This window comes from Vibrio agarivorans (assembly GCF_030409635.1).
Lineage (GTDB): Bacteria > Pseudomonadota > Gammaproteobacteria > Enterobacterales > Vibrionaceae > Vibrio > Vibrio agarivorans.
This window is the reverse complement of record NZ_JAUFQF010000001.1, coordinates 693,093-711,194: the sequence shown is the minus strand read 5'-3', so window position 1 is coordinate 711,194 and position 18,102 is coordinate 693,093. Positions and strand designations below refer to the sequence as shown.

Annotated in this window: 18 protein-coding genes; 11 read left to right on the top strand and 7 right to left on the bottom strand. The window is 46.4% G+C overall.

Annotation, left to right across the window (positions count from 1 at the left end; genetic code table 11):
- Positions 1-2 precede the first annotated feature (2 nt).
- The 6 genes from QWZ05_RS03025 (at position 3) to QWZ05_RS03000 (ending at position 5,957) form a co-directional block, all read left to right on the top strand.
- A complete protein-coding gene (locus tag QWZ05_RS03025) occupies positions 3-656 on the top strand; it encodes an amino acid ABC transporter permease (protein WP_264876426.1) in 654 nt (217 codons plus the stop codon).
- Positions 643-1,371: an amino acid ABC transporter ATP-binding protein gene (locus QWZ05_RS03020; protein WP_264876424.1), complete on the top strand. Its 729-nt coding sequence runs from the start codon at positions 643-645 to the stop codon at positions 1,369-1,371. Before QWZ05_RS03025 ends, QWZ05_RS03020 begins: the two co-directional genes overlap by 14 nt.
- A gap of 12 nt (positions 1,372-1,383) precedes the next feature.
- Positions 1,384-2,205, top strand: coding sequence for a MurR/RpiR family transcriptional regulator (locus QWZ05_RS03015; RefSeq protein WP_264876423.1), 822 nt, complete (start codon positions 1,384-1,386; stop codon positions 2,203-2,205).
- A gap of 11 nt (positions 2,206-2,216) precedes the next feature.
- Positions 2,217-3,389, top strand: coding sequence for an amidase (locus QWZ05_RS03010; protein WP_290296420.1), 1,173 nt, complete (start codon positions 2,217-2,219; stop codon positions 3,387-3,389).
- Positions 3,390-3,474: 85 nt separating this feature from the next.
- Positions 3,475-4,707: a pyridoxal-phosphate-dependent aminotransferase family protein gene (locus QWZ05_RS03005; protein WP_290296418.1), complete on the top strand. Its 1,233-nt coding sequence runs from the start codon at positions 3,475-3,477 to the stop codon at positions 4,705-4,707.
- Between the two features lie 8 nt (positions 4,708-4,715).
- Positions 4,716-5,957 carry an allantoate amidohydrolase gene (locus QWZ05_RS03000; RefSeq protein ID WP_290296416.1) on the top strand — a complete coding sequence of 414 codons (1,242 nt, stop codon included), beginning with the start codon at positions 4,716-4,718 and terminating at the stop codon, positions 5,955-5,957.
- Between the two features lie 51 nt (positions 5,958-6,008).
- Here the strand turns inward: QWZ05_RS03000 and QWZ05_RS02995 are convergent, their stop codons facing one another.
- On the bottom strand, positions 6,009-6,248 hold the full coding sequence (locus tag QWZ05_RS02995) for an RNA recognition motif domain-containing protein (RefSeq protein ID WP_264876419.1): 240 nt from the start codon (positions 6,246-6,248) through the stop codon (positions 6,009-6,011).
- Positions 6,249-6,377: 129 nt separating this feature from the next.
- Here QWZ05_RS02995 and QWZ05_RS02990 point away from each other — a divergent pair, with 129 nt between their 5' ends.
- On the top strand, positions 6,378-6,578 hold the full coding sequence (locus tag QWZ05_RS02990; protein ID WP_264876418.1) for a hypothetical protein: 201 nt from the start codon (positions 6,378-6,380) through the stop codon (positions 6,576-6,578).
- Between the two features lie 86 nt (positions 6,579-6,664).
- On the opposite strand, the gene QWZ05_RS02985 is transcribed toward QWZ05_RS02990, so the two are convergent.
- Positions 6,665-7,747 carry an aminotransferase class I/II-fold pyridoxal phosphate-dependent enzyme gene (locus tag QWZ05_RS02985; RefSeq protein ID WP_290296413.1) on the bottom strand — a complete coding sequence of 361 codons (1,083 nt, stop codon included), beginning with the start codon at positions 7,745-7,747 and terminating at the stop codon, positions 6,665-6,667.
- Between the two features lie 135 nt (positions 7,748-7,882).
- Positions 7,883-8,938 (bottom strand): LacI family DNA-binding transcriptional regulator, encoded by a 1,056-nt coding sequence (locus QWZ05_RS02980; RefSeq protein WP_290296411.1) that lies wholly within the window; start codon positions 8,936-8,938, stop codon positions 7,883-7,885.
- A 215-nt stretch (positions 8,939-9,153) separates the two neighbouring features.
- On the opposite strand from QWZ05_RS02980, the gene QWZ05_RS02975 reads away from it, so the two are divergent.
- Together QWZ05_RS02975 and QWZ05_RS02970 are read left to right on the top strand one after the other, a co-directional pair.
- On the top strand, positions 9,154-11,259 hold the full coding sequence (locus QWZ05_RS02975) for an alpha-galactosidase (RefSeq protein ID WP_290296409.1): 2,106 nt from the start codon (positions 9,154-9,156) through the stop codon (positions 11,257-11,259).
- Positions 11,260-11,403: 144 nt separating this feature from the next.
- Positions 11,404-13,116, top strand: coding sequence for a solute:sodium symporter family transporter (locus QWZ05_RS02970; protein ID WP_290296407.1), 1,713 nt, complete (start codon positions 11,404-11,406; stop codon positions 13,114-13,116).
- A gap of 75 nt (positions 13,117-13,191) precedes the next feature.
- Here QWZ05_RS02970 and QWZ05_RS02965 read toward each other — a convergent pair whose 3' ends face one another.
- A complete protein-coding gene (locus QWZ05_RS02965; protein ID WP_264876411.1) occupies positions 13,192-13,671 on the bottom strand; it encodes a YehS family protein in 480 nt (159 codons plus the stop codon).
- Positions 13,672-13,845: 174 nt separating this feature from the next.
- Between QWZ05_RS02965 and QWZ05_RS02960 the strand changes: the two genes are divergently transcribed.
- Both QWZ05_RS02960 and QWZ05_RS02955 read left to right on the top strand, forming a co-directional pair.
- On the top strand, positions 13,846-14,820 hold the full coding sequence (locus QWZ05_RS02960; RefSeq protein WP_290296405.1) for an acetylxylan esterase: 975 nt from the start codon (positions 13,846-13,848) through the stop codon (positions 14,818-14,820).
- Positions 14,810-15,538 (top strand): esterase family protein, encoded by a 729-nt coding sequence (locus QWZ05_RS02955; protein WP_264876408.1) that lies wholly within the window; start codon positions 14,810-14,812, stop codon positions 15,536-15,538. Before QWZ05_RS02960 ends, QWZ05_RS02955 begins: the two co-directional genes overlap by 11 nt.
- Before the next feature lie 86 nt (positions 15,539-15,624).
- Here QWZ05_RS02955 and QWZ05_RS02950 read toward each other — a convergent pair whose 3' ends face one another.
- The 3 genes from QWZ05_RS02950 to QWZ05_RS02940 form a co-directional block, all read right to left on the bottom strand.
- Positions 15,625-16,104 (bottom strand): hypothetical protein, encoded by a 480-nt coding sequence (locus tag QWZ05_RS02950; protein WP_290296403.1) that lies wholly within the window; start codon positions 16,102-16,104, stop codon positions 15,625-15,627.
- 235 nt (positions 16,105-16,339) lie between these two features.
- Positions 16,340-17,065, bottom strand: a complete 726-nt coding sequence (locus tag QWZ05_RS02945; RefSeq protein ID WP_290297114.1) for an amino acid ABC transporter ATP-binding protein — start codon at positions 17,063-17,065, stop codon at positions 16,340-16,342.
- Positions 17,066-17,084: 19 nt separating this feature from the next.
- Positions 17,085-18,032, bottom strand: coding sequence for an amino acid ABC transporter permease (locus tag QWZ05_RS02940; RefSeq protein WP_264876405.1), 948 nt, complete (start codon positions 18,030-18,032; stop codon positions 17,085-17,087).
- Between the last annotated feature and the right edge of the window lie 70 nt (positions 18,033-18,102).

Here is an 18,102-nt window from a genome sequence, read left to right as displayed (position 1 = left end):
TTATGATGATTGAATTTTCAAACTGGGACATTTTCAGTAACTTGGTATTAGCGGCACGCTGGACGGTACTGCTCTCGATTATTGCCTTTATCGGTGGTGGTTTAGTCGGGCTGCTACTCACATTGCTGCGCAGCACTAAGAATGTCGCCTTTATTCAACTGATTAAGATCTATGTTGAGATCTTCCAAGGAACCCCTCTTTTAATGCAGCTCTTTCTGGCGTTCTTTGGTTTATCACTGTTCGGTATTGATGTTAGTCCTTGGACGGCGGCTATATTGTCACTCACTCTGTACAGCTCTGCTTACTTTCATGATATTTGGCGTGGCTGTATTGAATCACTGCCAAAAGGGCAGTGGGAAGCCTGTCGCACTCTTGGTCTCACTTACCTGCAAACCATGCGTTACATCATTGCTCCACAAGCTGCACGCTTGTCGATCGCTCCAACCGTGGGCTTTTCAGTGCAAATCGTGAAGGGCACAGCGTTAGCATCCATCATCGGCTTTGTTGAAATCACCAAAGCGGGCACGATGCTTAACAACGCGACCTTCCAGCCATTCAAAGTGTTTGCACTTGTCGCTCTACTTTACTTTGTTATCTGTTTTCCACTTTCTTCTTTAGCTCGTCACTTGGAGGCTCGCCATAATGTCACTCGTTAGTGTAGAAAAAGTCCATAAATTCTATGGCGAAAACCACGTCCTTAAGGGTGTTGATCTTAAGATCAAACCTGGCGAAGTTGTGTCAATTATTGGCCGTAGTGGCTCAGGTAAAAGCACGCTACTTCGCTGCATGAATGGATTAGAAGACTATCAAGAAGGAGTGATTATCGTTGATAGTCAATCGGTTGAAAAGGATGACTATAAACTTCGCTTGTTAAGTCGCAGTGTCGGAATGGTGTTCCAAAGTTTTAACCTGTTCCCCCACATGACGGTCGGTGAAAACGTCATGCTAGCACCTAAGCTGGTCTTAAAGAAAACACCAGAAGAGTGCCGAGCAATGACGGAAGAGTTGCTAGAAAAGGTCGGTTTGGCAGATAAGTTTGATGCTTACCCAACGAATCTTTCTGGTGGTCAGCAGCAACGTGTTGCGATTGCTCGCTCTCTGGCAATGAATCCTAAAGTCTTGTTGTGTGATGAAATCACTTCTGCACTTGACCCAGAATTGGTTGGTGAAGTGCTAAAAGTGCTCGAGCAACTAAAAGCCGAAGGTATGACGCTTATCTTGGTTACCCATGAAATGAACTTTGCACGAGATGTTGGTGATCGAGTGGTCTTCATGAACCAAGGGAAAGTATGGGAAACTGGACCAAGTGAAGAAGTGTTTGCCGCGCCGCAAACGGAAGAGTTGCAAAGCTTCTTATCAGCGGTTCGATAGAGGCGAGTTAATATGACGTTAATGCCCCACCATTCACTTAGTTCGCGTATCACTGAGCAGTATGCCCAGTTAACGCAAACCAGTCGTCGTGTTGCGGACTTTCTGCAGCTCAACCCTGAAAAAGTGTTGATTCTGTCGACTGCTGAAATCGCCGATGCTTGTTCTGTATCCAAAACCAGCGTCAGTCGTTTCATTCGACAGCTTGGCTATGATGATCATCTCGCATTAAGAAATGAACTCATGGAAGAACGTGACAGCGGGCTTCCAGTAATGACAAGCGATATCAGCGACAGTGATATTCAAAGTGACATGCAGGCGCTAGAGCAGCTTTGGGCTCAGCTTGCGAGCATGGATACGCAAAAGATGGTGGAGTCGTTGATCAACGCCAAGCGCATTAAGGTGATTGGTTATCGAAACGGCTATCCCTTGGCGATGCATTTTCGTCAACAGTTGATGCAGTGTCGCACGGGGGTTGATTTGTTGCCTTTACCTGGGCAAACCATAGGTGAAGATCTGGTCTCGATTGAAGAAGATGATTTTGTTGTCCTGTTTGGCATACGCCGAAGAGTGGCGCAATTCGAGCACATTGTAGAGCACCTAAAAGGCAAGCGCTGCTTGTTGATCACTGATCAATCAGGGCAAAAATACGCAGATAAAATGGATCAGGTCATCATTTGTCATATGAACAATGAGTCCCCGCTAGACAGCTACGCGGTGCCAATGAGCTTGATTTCATTTCTGGTTAACAAAGTGTATCGGGTACTTGGTCAGCAAGCGACGACATCGAGTCAGGCAATTGCCGCGAGTTACAGCCAATTAAATGAGTTGGAATAAAAGGATTTTTGATGCAAAAAGATAAACGCATCTATTGTGAGCAAGGCCCTGAATTGCTGGCTCCTATTACAGAAGGAAAGCTATCCGGATTGAGCTTTGTCTTTAAAGATCTCTTTGACGTAAAAGGCTATAAAACGGGGGCGGGGAACCCACGTTGGCTTGCTTCCCACTCGAAAGCAGAGCGGACGTCACCACTGATTAAAAAGCTGCTTAGTGCTGGGGTTATGTGTGTGGGTAGAGTTCAAACCGACGAGCTTGCATACAGCCTCAATGGGCAGAACAAACATTATGGAACGCCAATCAATCCTATCGCCAATGATTGCATCCCAGGTGGATCTTCAAGCGGCAGCGCGGTAGCGGTGGCAATGGGAGATTGTGATTTCTCAATCGGTACCGATACCGGCGGCTCTGTCCGTGTACCAGCGAGCTATTGTGGTTTATATGGCTTAAGGCCAACGCTTGGAAGTCTTAGTTTAGATCACTGTTTTGAGCTGTCGAAGAGCTTTGATACCGCGGGTATTTTTACTCGTGATCTAACGGTGATGCAGCAGGTATGGGAGACGCTATCAAAGACTGAAGCTTCTAGTTTATCAAAAGCGGTTGTCTACCTTGATAGTCTCCTGTGCCAACAAATGAGCGAGGAGCGCTATACAGCGCTTAATGCCATGCTAAGCAACGCAGATGTTGAGGTGATTGAAGGTCATCACCTGCAAGATAACGGATGGACACTGACAGGGTTGAGTGAGTTATTTCGAACTATTCAGGGCTACGAGATCATTCAAAAGCATGGCCAATGGCTTGATAACAATATCGACAGCTTAGATGAAAGCATTACATTGCGCGTCGATTGGGCAAGAACGATTACGGAGTCTGAGTATACTCGGGCACTAGAGCAGCAAGACACGTTTCAGCAACAGCTCCAGCAGCAGATGGCAAAACATAACGGCTATTGGATGATTCCAACCACGCCATCAGGGCCACCAAAACTCGATAGTGAAGAAGAGTATCTCGCGCAGTATCGCTCAGTCTTAATGGGACTGACCAGTATCGCTGGTCTCAGTGGGTTACCGCAGCTGCATATTCCTATCGCCTGTTTGAGCGAAGGGCCGTGTGGCTTCTCATTGATGGGGCAAGCTCATAAAGAGCATCAAGTGATTCAAACCGCGCAAAAATTTGTCGCTTGAATCCCACGTTAAAAATGAACGAATAAACAAGATTTGACGTTGTGGTGCACAGTCACCACAACGCAGTGATGAAATGGAGTGACACATGACAAACCCAATGGACACCTTTGAAACCCTAAACCCACCACAAAGAATGCTGATGGGGCCGGGACCAATTAACGCTTACCCACGCGTGCACCAAGCTTTGTCGCAGTCGTTGATTGGTCAGTACGATCCTGTGATGACAGGTTACATGAACCAAGTTCAATCACTCTATCGTGGTGTGTTTCATACTCAAAACCAACAAACCATGCTCGTTGATGGTACTGCACGCTCAGGCATTGAAGCAGTGTTGGTTTCTGTACTAGAGCCAGGCGACAAAGTGCTTATTCCAGTGATTGGGCGTTTTGGTCATCTGCTGTGTGAAATTGCCAATCGCGTTGGTGCACAAGTAAAAACTATTGATATCGAATGGGGTGAGGTGTGTATGCCTGACCAAGTCGAGGCTGCGATCAAGTCATTCCAACCGAAACTGGTGGCGACCGTTCAAGGTGATACTTCCACAACCATGAATCAGCCGCTGGCCGAAATCGGTGAAGTGTGTAAAAAATACGGTGTGTTGTACTACTGTGACGCGACGGCTTCAATTGCAGGCAATAAGCTTAAGGTTGATGAATGGCATTTAGATGCGGTATCGGCTGGTCTACAAAAATGTTTAGGCGGGCCATCTGGTTCAGCACCAATCACGCTTAGTGACCAGTGTGCAGCGGTGATAAACCAACGCAAACACATCGAGGCGGGTATTCGCGCCGACCACCATATCAACGGTCAAGGTAAAATGATCCAATCGAACTATTTCGATCTTGCTATGATCATGGATTACTGGGGCCCTGAACGTCTCAATCACCATACCGAAGCCACAAGTATGCTTTATGCAGCGCGTGAATGTGCACGACTGTTCCTAGAGGAAGGCCCAGACACAGTGATTGCGCGTCATAAACAAGCGGGCGATGCATTAGCAGCAGGCCTTGTCGCCATGAATCTAGAACTGTTTGGAAACCAAACCTACAAGATGAATAACGTTGTAGGCGTGTACATTCCAGCCAATGTTGATGGCGATGCGGTTAGAGGTGAGTTGCTATCCCGATTCGGTATAGAGATTGGCACATCATTTGGCCCGTTACACGGAAAGATCTGGCGTATCGGCACCATGGGATACAACGCTCGCCAAGAGTGTGTTTTGACCACGCTAGCGGCACTAGAGGCTGTCCTCATTAAGCACCGCGCGAACATTAACCCAGGCCAAGCGGTTGCAGCGGCCATTGAGTATTACGCCTAGGAGCCAGTATGTTGAAGACAACGAAATGTCACGCACAGAGTATTATGGACAAAGCCGATACACTCGCGCACTTTTCTAGCGATGAAGGCGCTCTGACTCGCGGATATTTAACGAAAGAGCACAAAGCCGCTCACCAGCAGTTAGCAATTTGGATGGAAGAAGCTGGGCTAACGACCTGGGAAGACAGTGTCGGTAATCAGTGGGGTAGAAAAGCGGCTTCAAATTCGGATGCGCCAACGGTCATTATTGGCTCTCATAGTGACACGGTAACTAACGCGGGTAAATACGACGGAAATCTGGGGATTTTACTTGGTATTGAGACGTTGAAACAGCTATCTCACCATGAGTTTCCCTTTAATATTGATGTCGTTGCGTTTGCTGATGAAGAGGGCTTGAGATTTGACACCACCCTCATTGGCTCAAGCGCTGTTGCTGGCCAATTCAACGCACAGTGGTTTGATATAAAAGACTCTAAAGGCATCACAATGGCGCAAGCCATGCAGGACTTTGGCCTATTACCAAGTAAAGCAGGACTCGACTGTCGTGACCCAAAAGAGACGTTAGCGTATTTAGAAGTCCACATCGAGCAAGGCCCAGTGCTAGAGGCGCAAGATCTTGCTGTTGGTGTCGTCACTGGAATTGCTGGCGCGAAGCGCTTTAAACTCTATGTTTCTGGTGTGGCAGGACATGCTGGTACAGTGCCGCTACCGCTGCGTCACGATGCTTTGTGTGCTGTCGCCGAGATGATCAGCACAATCGAGACGTATGCCAAAGAGAACGATATTGTTGCCACAGTCGGTAAGTGTGATGTAAAAGGCGGCGCAGTTAATGTGATTCCTGGTGACGTTAGCTTTACTATCGACATTCGCAGCCTAGAGCAAACGAAACTGGAATCGGCTTGCGAGCATTTGCTAGAGCAACTGGAATCCATCGCCAAATATCGCAATGTCGATTTGGGGTGTGAGCAAATTTATCAGGCCGACGCGGTGAAATGCGCTCAGTCATTGCAAAGCTTATGGGGTAATGCGGTCGAAGTTGTTACTCAATCTTCACCATATTTCCTACCAAGTGGTGCAGGGCATGATGCGCTTGCAATGCAGCACTTAACGGACGTAGGGATGCTGTTTATGCGCTGTGAAAAGGGCATTAGCCATAACCCGAAAGAGGCCGTTATGACAGAAGATGTTCAGGTTGCACTTCAGTGCGTAATCGAAATGTTACTGCAACTCGAATCAAACTCCCTGCAATAATCAAACCAGGGTCAGAGCCAATTCCATCGATCCGGCTCTGACCCTATGACATTACTTGTCGGCGATTTTCACGCGAATCTTACTTTTTGCGACTGACGTCATGTTCAGCGCTTCAAGTGCCGCTTTCGCTTCTTCGTCATTTGGCATTTCAACAAAGGCAAAACCCTTTGAAAGACCAGTTTCTTGGTCAAGTACTAAGTTGCAAACCGTTACTGAACCATGTTCAGAGAAAAGAACACGAAGCTCTTGCTCCGTAGTAGTACGAGCAAGGTTACGAACAAGAAGTTTCATAATGAACCATTTGGGTTGGAGTATTCGCGCGGAGTATCTCAACCATTGGGGTCAGAGTCAATTTCGTTGATTTTGCTCTGAGCCCATTCGCTTCTTTTGACGTACAAAAGGGCAAAAGGAGATAAAACCATGAAGACACTTATCGCATTTATATTTTTGCTGTCGACTTCAGTGTCCGTCTATGCTGGCTATGGTGGCGGCCGAGGCGGCGTTCCATCTGTACCGTGCTATATTAATGGGGAGTATGAAGGCACTATCGCGATTACCGAATGCAAACGCCGCGGCGGTAAAGTCCCAGGTGAAGAGAACTGGAAGGGCAAAACAATCTAAACTGAACCAAGAGGTGTGACTTACTACTTCTTATTGGCAACTAACCATTGCCCCGCATTCTTGTCGCACCTCTTTTTATTCTCGAGCTATAAGCTCTCTAATCTCAGGCGGATTTGGTCTAAATCCCTTTCGTTACCCACAATCCTGACTCGCGCATATTGTTCATCCACCTGTTGGCACGTAATTGAAAAGTGTTCACCACTACATGTTCTTATGTTGAGCTCTTCCAAGCGTTTCGCCACATCAATCATCGGCATATGCAGCAGCATAATTGGTGTGTGATCTGAGCTTGGCACAACGTCAAACCCACACTGCTTGCAAAGCTTAACCATTTGCTTCTTAAACCGTTCAGTGTTCACAAGGTTCTCTGCAACAAAAGCTTGAGCCTTCGGTAATATATGACAAGCAATTTTCAGTGCAGGTAAAGAAGGCGCAAATACGGTCACGGCAGATTGAACAAACGGCGTAAGCTTAGGAGATGAAAGAATATAACCCAGTCGAACACCAGCCAACCCAAGCCCTTTAGAAAAACTCCTCAGAACAAGCAGATTTGAATACCACAAAGTTTCGCTGCTCATGGATTGTTCAGGCTGTAGAAACTCACCATAAGCTTCATCAACGATCAAAACGCTTCCGGCTTTCTCACACACTTGGCATAAGCTTATTAAGTGTGACTTATCATAAATACGCCCAGTTGGATTATTTGGGTTATCTATGTACACCAACGAAGGTTTCTCTTTTTGAACCTTAGCTTCAAGCGCGGCGAACAGTGAGTGTTCACAAGGGTAGCGAAACATATCTATCGCCTGATAATGGCCACCAATTTGAATAAATTCTGAAACCCCTTCGACAAACTGAGGGCCAATACCAATCATACTGCGACTTTTCGAATCGATCAGTTTATTGAAGATCAACTCCAATGCGCCTAGCGAACCATTAGTGAAGGTAAGGTGACGACTATCAACACCGAGATAGCAAGAGGTGAGATAGGCAATCTCAGCGTAGTGGTGGAAACTGTAATATTGATCGATACCCTCGATAAAGCTATGCGTGGCTTCGGGGCTGATATCAGGGCAGCCAAATGGGTTAGAGCCTAGTGAGCAATCAATAAGATAAGAGTGATTGACGTAAGAGGCCTGTTCTTGTTCCAACTGACGGTTTAACTTCATTGTTTTGCCTATTTACAGGGAGGAGAAATAGCAGATTGAAACGAAATGCATAAAGTTAATAGGTCATTTAGTGCCGAAAACTAAATTGGGGTCAGAGCCAAAATGGACGATTTGGCTCTAACCCCAATGGGGAGATCAGTTGAGTAAGCGCATCGCTTGGTCAAGAAGCTGTTTTACTTGCTCGGTATCAGAAACCGATGCATCGACGCGACTTGAGCTTTCACGATCGATTAAAGAAACGTCCAAGATAAGCTCTAGAACGTCCGAGCCTTCTTTCATATCAAGCAGTTGGTCTACCGCAATGTGACCATGTTCAGTAAAGTTCTGTTTAATCGTAGTGAGCGGTGGATGGAAAAATTCACTGTCTTCAGTGCCATCGAAACCGACTACCGAGACATCTTTAGGGACGTTGATTCCCTGTTCGTGTAGTGCTCGCATAACACCGAGCGCCATCTGATCGTTAGCGACCAACACCGCGTCAAAATCACGAGTTTGGGTTAACACACTCGTCATGGCAAGGTAGCCACTCGGCGTAAGCCAATCACCTTTTTTTTGAGCACTTATCTTGGCGTTAGCCGCTTTAATTTCCTCTTTCCACGCATCTAAGCGAACTAATGAGGAGGAGGATTCCTCTGGCCCGGTAATAAGCACAAACCGAGAACGACCAAGTTCAAGCAGGTGTTTAGCTCCAAGTCGTGCGCCTTGGTCATTAGCGCTACATACATGATGAACGGGCGAGTGGGGTGGGACATCGATAAATAACAGTTGAAACTTGGCGTACTTCTCCGTTAGTCGTATAGCAAACTCAGTACTCACTGGGGTGATAACAATAATCGACTCAACTTTTTGTCCAAGCAATTCGCGAATAGCATCTTCGATTTGGTTTTCGCAAACATTATCAACCGCAGAAATGGCAGTTGCGTAGCCAAGCTCGTGTGCTCTTAATCGAATGCCATTGGCAATCATCGCAGCGCCGTGAAACGCCATACTAAGCGAGACAACACCGATAATCTTGGTATTTGCTTTAAGAGCTTGAGCCGCTTTATTCGGTACATAGCCCAGTTGATCAATCGCTTTCAACACCCTGTTACGCGTGGTTGCAGAGACACTTTCTGCTCCGTTGGTCACACGCGATACGGTTTGAGTAGAAACCCCTGCGAGTTCAGCGACTTCCTTAAATGTTACTGCCATCGACATCCCCTTATTCTCAATGCATGTAATGTTAGCACGACAAGGGAAATGTTTTCGGTATACATTGATGTTATCGAAAACATAAAGTGATCGAGGGCTCACTTTTTAGCCCTGTGCTGCGCTATTGATCACGTTTTGGCCGCTGTTGAGTTTGTAATCCATACTTTATTGGTTAGTTTGACTTCGAAATGTTATCGAAAACAACGGAAAACAAGATGGCAGAATTACTTCACCTACAAAGCAAAAATTTAAGCCTAGTATTTAAAATCGGTCGTATTCCCGAAATTATTCATTGGGGTAACAAAGTGGCAACCATCGACGAGGGACTTTTTCTCGCCACCGAGCGCCCAATCAGCCAAGCGCGTCTCGATGTAGATGTACCATTGAGTGTCTGCCCTGAACTTGGTGCAGGTCACTTTAACTCCCCAGGCCTAGAAGGTCATCGTCAAGGTGCAGATTTTGCGCCCGTGTTTCAACTTGAATCAGTGATCGAAGGGCAGGGGAATGTCACCTTTGGTTTAGTGGATTCAGTCGCAGGGCTACAGCTTGACGTCGACTTTATATTAGATTTTGAAAGTGATGTTCTGCAGCAAAAATTGTCGATCAAAAACATTGGCTCACAGTCTTATCAACTCGATAAGCTTACCAATACTATGCCATTGCCATATCACGCTAAAGAGTTGATGACATTTCACGGCCGGTGGTGCCAAGAGTTTCAAACCCAGCGTATCGGTTTTGAGCATGGTGGATTCGTTCAAGAGAACCGCCGTGGTCGCACATCTCATGAAAATTTCCCTGGCCTGTTTGTTGGCTCGCAAGGGTTCAGTGAGCAAAGTGGGCAAGTATGGGGCTTCCATTTAGGCTGGAGTGGCAACCACCGTCTGCGCGCTGATGTACGCAGTGATGGCCGTCGCTTTGTCCAAGCGGGCGAATTGCTCCTTTCTGGTGAAGCGAGTTTACAGCCTCAAGAAAGCTACTCATCACCAACACTTTACTCGACGTTCAGTGCTGACGGCTTAAACGGGATCTCTGCGCGATTTCATCAATTTGTCCGCGAACATATTATCCGTTTCCCCAAGTTGGCTCAGCGCCCTGTCCACCTAAATACGTGGGAAGGGATCTACTTCGACCACAACCCAGACTACATCATGCAGATGGCCACCGAAGCAGCAAAAATGGGAGTAGAGCGCTTTATTATTGATGACGGCTGGTTTATTGGCCGAGACGGCGAGCGTACTGCACTTGGTGACTGGTATCTAGATGAGAAAAAATACCCTAATGGTCTTGAGCCAGTGATTGAGCATGTTAACCAGCAAGGTATGGAGTTTGGTTTGTGGGTTGAGCCGGAAATGGTCAGCCAAGAGTCGATTCTTTATCGCGAACATCCAGAATGGGTATTAGGCGTTAACGGCTATGAGCAGCCGTCAGGCCGCTGGCAATATGTTCTCGACTTACAAAATCCAGATTGTTTTGCTTACCTGTTCGGCCGACTCAATGATCTATTAAGCCAATACAAAATTGGCTATCTGAAATGGGACATGAACCGAGAGCTTGTTCAGCCGGCACACTTAGACAAAGCCGCAGTCAACGGCCAAACCCAAGCGTTATATCGTTTGCTTGATGCTCTACGTGAACAGCATCCAGACGTGGAGATAGAGTCGTGCTCATCAGGCGGCGGCCGTATCGACTTTGAAATCTTAAAGCGTACACATCGCTTTTGGGCATCAGATTGTAATGATGCGCTAGAGCGTCAAACTATCCAACGTGGCATGAGCTACTTCTTCCCTCCAGAAGTGATGGGCGCACACATCGGCCCTGCGGAATGTCACTCAACCAAGCGTAAACACGGCATCAATATGCGAGGTGTGACTGCGCTGCAAGGACACATGGGGGTAGAGCTAGACCCAGTAAAAGAATCCTCCGAAGAGAAACAAGCCTTCGCTAAATACATTGAACTGCACAAAACGCATCGTGATTTGATTCACTCAGGGCGCAATTTCCGCCTAGATGCTGCAGACGAAAGACAGTTCATCTATGGCGTTGAAAATGATCAAGAGATGCTCGTGACAGTATGCCAATTGGCGATGCCATCACATGCACTTCCTGCGCCTGTGCGAATTAGTTGTGTCGACCCGAAAGCGTCGTACTCTGTTCGTATCGTAGAGATGCCTAATACATCATTTCAGTTGATGAAACATCGGCCAGAATGGATAGGCAAAACGATCCGCTTGAGTGGCGATAATCTGAGAGAAATCGGTTTAACACTGCCGATCCTCGACCCAGAGAGTGCTCTGGTCCTACACATTACAAAAAATTTATAACACTCAACCAATAACGGACACGGTGACACTAAACCCCGACGAACACTAGATGCTTACAGGTAAAAATAGCCTGTAACCCTTAAGTGACAGTCAGACACTCATAGCGGTGGGGGTTCGTGCACCTTAAACAAAAGGTATTAAGAAATGGCCACTACCATCATTTCATTCTTGCTGTTCACTGGATTTGTCGTCTGGTTTACATATAGCAAAGTAAAACACTCAAAAAATGACTCCCACGACGGCTTCTTTTTAGGAGGGCGTTCATTAACCGGCGGTCTTATCGCATCTTCACTCATTCTTACTAACCTAAGTGCCACCAGCTTTGTTGGCATGTCTGCACAGTCGTACACCCACAATATGTCGGTCATGGGGTGGGAAGTTGCTAGTGGTATCACGCTAGTGTTGATTGCGCTGTATCTTGTACCGCGCTATCTCAAGCAAGGCATCACAACGGTGCCAGACTTCTTAGAGAGCCGTTATGATCTGGGCGTGAAGAAGTTTGTGACGCTGTTATTCTTGTGCCAATACGTGATTAACATTCTACCGACAACACTTTATGCTGGCGCTGTGGTACTGACAGGCATCTTCGACATAGAAGGCTTATTGGGCATTAGTGAGTTTCAAGCGATTGCGCTTATTAGTGCAACCATCGGTTTACTGGGCTTCTTCTACGCCATCTATGGTGGCTTAAAAGCAGTGGTTATAGCTGATACCATCAACGGTGTCGGTTTGATCATCGGTGGATTGATGATCCCAGTATTTGGCCTATTCGCACTAGGTGGGGGCAGCTTCGGTGGTGGTTTAGATATTCTATTGCACGCAGCGCCAGAGAAACTGCAATCTGTCGGTACGTCAAGCGATCCACTTCCGTTCTCAACCTTATTTACCGGCCTACTGTTAGTAAACCTCTACTACTGGGGGACAGACCAGTCGATTATCCAACGTGCGCTGGGTGCTAAGAACTTACGTGAAGGCCAAAAAGGCGTTATTTGGGCGGGTGCCATCAAGGTTATCTCACCGCTATTTCTTATCATCCCAGGTATTATCGCGTTCCACATGTTTGGCGCAGACGCTGGTAACCCAGACACCATGTACACTCGCTTGGTGAACGAAGTCTTGCCTAAACCGCTGGTGGGTTTCTTTGTCGCGGTAATGTTTGGTGCCATCCTATCGACATTTAACGGCGTGCTAAACAGCTCAACAACCCTGTTTGCTCTGAATGTCTACAAACCTATTTTTGCTAAACAAGGACTATCTGATCAAGAGCTAGTTGCCAAAGGGCGCGTGTTCGGTGTCATTATCGCTATCGTAGCAATCTGCATTGCACCATTCATCATGTACGCACCAGAAGGTTTGTTCCAATACCTACAAATGGTGGCAGGCTTCTTTAGTGTGCCAATCTTCACCATCGTGTTTGTTGGCTACATCTCTAAACGTGTACCAGCAATCGCGGCAAAAGTTGCACTGGTCGTCTTCGTCGCCTCTTATGCTTCAATGCAGTTGATCTTCAAAACACCAATCCACTTCTTACACCAGTTAGCGATTTTGTTTGTTGTGTGTACAGCACTGATGTTTGTTATTGGCCACTTCGCACCACGTGCAGAAGCGTATGAAATGCCAGTGAACGAATCAATGGACATAACCCCTTGGGAGTTCCGCTTTGAAGCCTCAGCCATAATTTTATACATGGTATTGGGCGCTTACATCATGTTCAGCAGCGTAGGTTTTGTTTCTGATGACTCAACCTTCATGCAGGTCTACGGCCTATGTGGAGTGGTGATGCTGGTGGGAATTATTGCTCGCTACTCGAAAAAGAAGAAAGCGTCGAATGTGTGCGTTACGGCGACACAACAATAAGATTCTCAGCCCCGCTAATTGCTAGCGTTTGGTGCTTCCAAATTCTTGGAAGCACCTTTTTTATTGAAGTGGAGACTAAGCAGAATACTCTTCTGAGTCAGGGCGGTTAGAGAATTGCACCCCATTGAGAAAATCACACAGTAGCTGATCGTCACAAGCTTTGTAGTTCTTGTTGTTTGGCTTACGGAAGTATGCACCAATTTCGTATTTGCTTAGGCTAATCCCCATAACTTCAAGCACGTCCAACACATCTTCTGCTTTCATGTTCAACGCAATGCGCAGTTTCATGAAAATCATGTTATTGGTTAACTCAACTTCAGGTTTAGGCTGTTCACCCTCTTTTTTGCCGCGTTTAAGGTTAATGAAACCATTAAGGAACACAGCCAAGTCTTTGTCTTTCATCTTTGAGAAAGACTTTTCGCCTTCGTCTTTGAGCCAGTTATTCACTTGGTCGTGAGCAACAGTGACATCCGCCTGTTCATAAGCTTTGATGATTTGAGCATTTTTGAGGTTAAGAGCGTGTTGAATACGACGCAAAATTTCGTTGTTAGTCACAGGGGATCCTATTAAGTCACTTCGACTGTTAAATATGGGCTGCGACTGTACCAAAAAATAGGGGTCAGAGCCAATTAAGCCCAATTGGCTCTGACCCCAACTTTTCACCAACTTAATCACCATGTAATATGGGTTGCATAACATACTGGAAAACAACCTAATATCATGGATGATATGAGAAAACCCTTTAAGCATGATTTCGCGTTTGATCCAACATACGGATACAACCTAAATCAGCTCATGCAAGTTGGCGCAGCAGAAGAGCCGCAAGACTTTGTCACCTTCTGGCGTAGGAAATATCGCCGAGCAACACATGTTCAAACACACCTGAGTTTGCAAGATACTGGCCGAGTGGAAAACGGTTGGCGAGTCTTTGACTGTTATTATGATTCGACAAAAGGCATGCGGATTGGTGGTTGGCTTCTGCTACCAGAAAAGCAGCCCGTGTATGGGGCGATGGTGTATGCACACGGATACGGTGGTTTAACCGCACCAGATACGAGCTGGAAGTTAGATAACACTGCGATACTCATGCCTTGCGTGCGTGGGATAGGCCGCAGCCCACAACACTCTGTTTCATCAGATCCATATTGGCATGTCTTGCACCATGTCCAAGATAAGCAGCAGTACATCATCGCCGGCTGCGTTCAAGACTTGTGGTGCGGCGTTTCAGCATTGCTGACACTTTTCCCGCAGACAAAAAACCATATTGGTTTTGTTGGAGAAAGCCTAGGTGGCGGCTTAGGTGTACTAGCCAGTGCCTTCGATTCACGCCTCTCATTGAGTCACTTTCATGTTCCAACATTTGGCAACACTGAGCTAAGGCTAAACATGCCGTGTGTAGGCAGCACTCAAGCATTGATCGAGTTTAAGGACCAAGCTGCCTTAAAAGCCACACTGCCGTATTTTGATACCTCAATTGCAGCCAAATATCTCTCATACCCCACACTTTGGGGGTTAGCGAGATTTGATCCTTTTGTTGCACCACCTGGCCAGTTCAGCGCCTACAATGCCTGCCCAAAAGACAAAGAGCTCTATGTCTTAGATGCTGGCCATTTTGATTACCCAGATGAGAACAAACAGAAAAAAATGATGAGAAAGGAAGTAGAAATGTTCTTGCAGCCGTTGGGAGCAAGTCATGCATCGTGAATATCATCGCTGGTGGAGCCCAAACTTAAACCGAGACATGGAGCTACTCATTTTTGGCCATTCTGGCGCTAAAGTACTCGTATTCCCAACCCGAGGCGGCCGTTTTTACGAGTACGAAAACCTCGGCCTAGTCAATTCCATCGCAGACAAAATCAACGCAGGGCAGTTACAGCTCTATTGTCTCGACAGCATTGATGCTGAAAGCATGTATTGCTATTGGGCACACCCACACGGACGAATCCAACGCCATAAGCAATACGAAGAGTATGTTCTTCAAGAAGTGATGCCGCTGATGTCCAATAAAAACTGGCATCCATGCACCATAGCCCATGGTTGCTCGCTTGGTGCGTATCACGCAGCGAATATCTTCTTTCGTCATCCGCATCTGTTTCAAAAGCTAGCAGCATTTTCCGGGCGATATGATTTAACGTGGGGTGTAGAGTCATTTAATGATCTATTTGATGGATACTACGACCAAGATATCTACTTCAACACGCCCACGCACTTTCTACAGAATTTATCGAACCCAGATCAGATAGAGCACATTCGCCACAGCGATATTGTCTTCACCATAGGCAAAGAAGATCCATTCTTACAAAACAACCACATCATCAGCGAACTACTCAATCAAAAAGGAGTGGGGCATCAAATGCATGAGTGGGATGGGCGCGCTCATAGAGGGCGTTATTGGCGACAGATGGTGCCGTTGTATTTGTGAGTGTTATTCATCAGGGCACAACTTAGAGGCTCTATTCTGCCCTAATGAATATTTTTTATATGTCTAAGGTAGGGAGCATACTTTAACTAAGAAAGGGTTTCTTCATCGATACCCATTAGTTCGGTCACGGTGAGTCCAAATAGCAAGCGAATTACTTCTAATGCGTTATCGTCTGGAAGCTTGTCACTGATTATTTGACCTAGACCTAGGATACCTTTGCGTCCACTTCCTTCAGCGCCTTTTTTGTAGGCATGCATAACAAACATGCGCATTACCATTCTGAACTGAGTATCTTGCATAGCTGTCTTCCAAGATTCAATCAGTACGTCTTTTGAGTCAAATTTTAAGTGTGAGGCAATAATAGGGAAAATTTTACCTTTGATGGCGACTTCGAAGTCATTGTTTGAAGGGTAGTAACCTTGAAGCGTACTTTTCCTCAGGCCCGTTTCCTTACTTAACCTATCGTAAGTAACATGATCCCAACCTTCGTTTAAAAAAATCTTTAAAATAATTGCATTGTAATTAGCGAAGTTCTCTTCCCACTTCGCTTTTGTAATTCGAGCCATACTTACCTCCCTTAAATCAATCAGTTGAGACTAGCACGAACAAAAATCAAATTATAGGTACGAAGTATTAAAAGTTAGGGTGGTTTACATAAATCGAACGTTGTCTGATTGAATCAAATTGACACTTGGTTGGAATGTGATGAGCTTGGTATGGGTGTGTTGCTTATTTATGGCTAATAAAGTCATTGGGTTCATAGCCAAATTGGTCGATTTGGCTATGAACCCAACGAAGGGGTTACAACACTTTTGACAAGAATTTCTGCAAGCGTTCGTTAGTTGGGTTTTCAAAGAAGGCTTCAGGTGTGTCTGAAACCAACAATTCACCGTCTTCCATGAAGATCACGCGGTCTGCGACTTCTTTAGCAAAGCCCATTTCGTGGGTTACGACTACCATGGTCATACCATCGGCTGCAAGGCTTTTCATTACATCCAGTACTTCACCGACCATTTCAGGGTCGAGTGCTGACGTTGGTTCATCAAACAACATGATGTTTGGTTGCATCGCAAGTGCTCTGGCAATAGCCACACGTTGTTGCTGACCACCAGATAGGTGGTTAGGGTAGTTTTCCATGCGATCTGCAAGGCCAACTTTTTTCAGCAGCTCCTTAGCCTCGGCTTCCACTTCGTCTTTATCCCGCTTAGCGACTTTCAGGGGCGCCAGCATCACGTTGCCAAGTGCCGTTTTGTGCGGGAAGAGGTTAAAGCTTTGGAACACCATGCCAACTTCTTCACGCAGGGTGTTGATGTTGGTCTGCTTGTCGTACATGTTCGTGCCGTCAACAACGATGGAGCCGCTGCTGATGGTTTCTAACTGATTAAGCGCACGCAAGAATGTCGACTTGCCTGAGCCCGAAGGACCAACCACGACCACAACTTCTCCGCGCTTAACGGTAGCGGAGACATCTTTCAGTGCGTGGCAGCCATTTGGGTAAATCTTGTTGATGTTTTCAGCGATGATCATCTCTTCGCCTTGATAATCTCTAGTCACTGGCAGATAACCTCTTTTCTAGTGTTTGAATCGCCCAAGACAGGCTACTGGTCAGGATTAGGTAGAGCGCGGCAACGGTAAACCACACCTCAAATGGGGCAAAGCTTCCGCTCACCACTTCACGGCCAGCTTTGGTTAGGTCGGTAATTGAAATAACCGATACCAGCGATGAGTCTTTGATTAAGTTAATAAACTGGCCAGCTAGGGGAGGCAGGGTACGTTTAAATGCCTGAGGCAAGATCACGTATACCATCGCTTGAACGTAGTTCATACCTAAAGAGCGAGCCGCTTCCATCTGACCTTTCGGAATCGCTTGGATACCGGCACGGATGATCTCAGCAACATACGCTGCGGTGAATACAGAAAGTGCGATAACACCAGACGTAAAGCGGTCTAGGTCGAGTACGGTGCCGATAAAGAAGTAGACGATGAAGATCTGGACTAGCAGTGGTGTACCACGAATTAACTCAACATAGGTGATCGCGAGCTTTTTCAACGCGATATTGGATGAGATTCGCATCAGACCAATGATGAGGCCAATAACGATAGCGAAAAGCAGTGACCACAAGGAGATCTTGATGGTGACAATTAAGCCCTCAGTCAGTGGACCAATACGCCACTCGGTGGCTTCTGCCAGTTGATCGCCTTCAAATATTAAATCACCTTCATAGACGGTGAGGCTCTCATACTCTGCGAGTGACAGAAGTTTTTCTCCGGAGATAGACTCCAAGATGAGATTACCGTCAGCATCACTGACAATGTTGCCGTCTTCAGGGGCGGTAATAGCCGATGCAGAATTGTCGACGATATAAGGAACGACACGTTCCCAGTTCCAGTTATAGTCGATGCGCTTGCCTGATAGGTATATCAGACCACAAAGCAAGGAAATGATTAGTAAGAAAACACCATTCCATAAAATGGGTCTTTCGCGTTTTTGCATGTTTAACTCTCAATACAGCTAGGAGATAGGCTACGACCAAAAGGCAACTTGGTAGCAGTAAGCAGCTTGC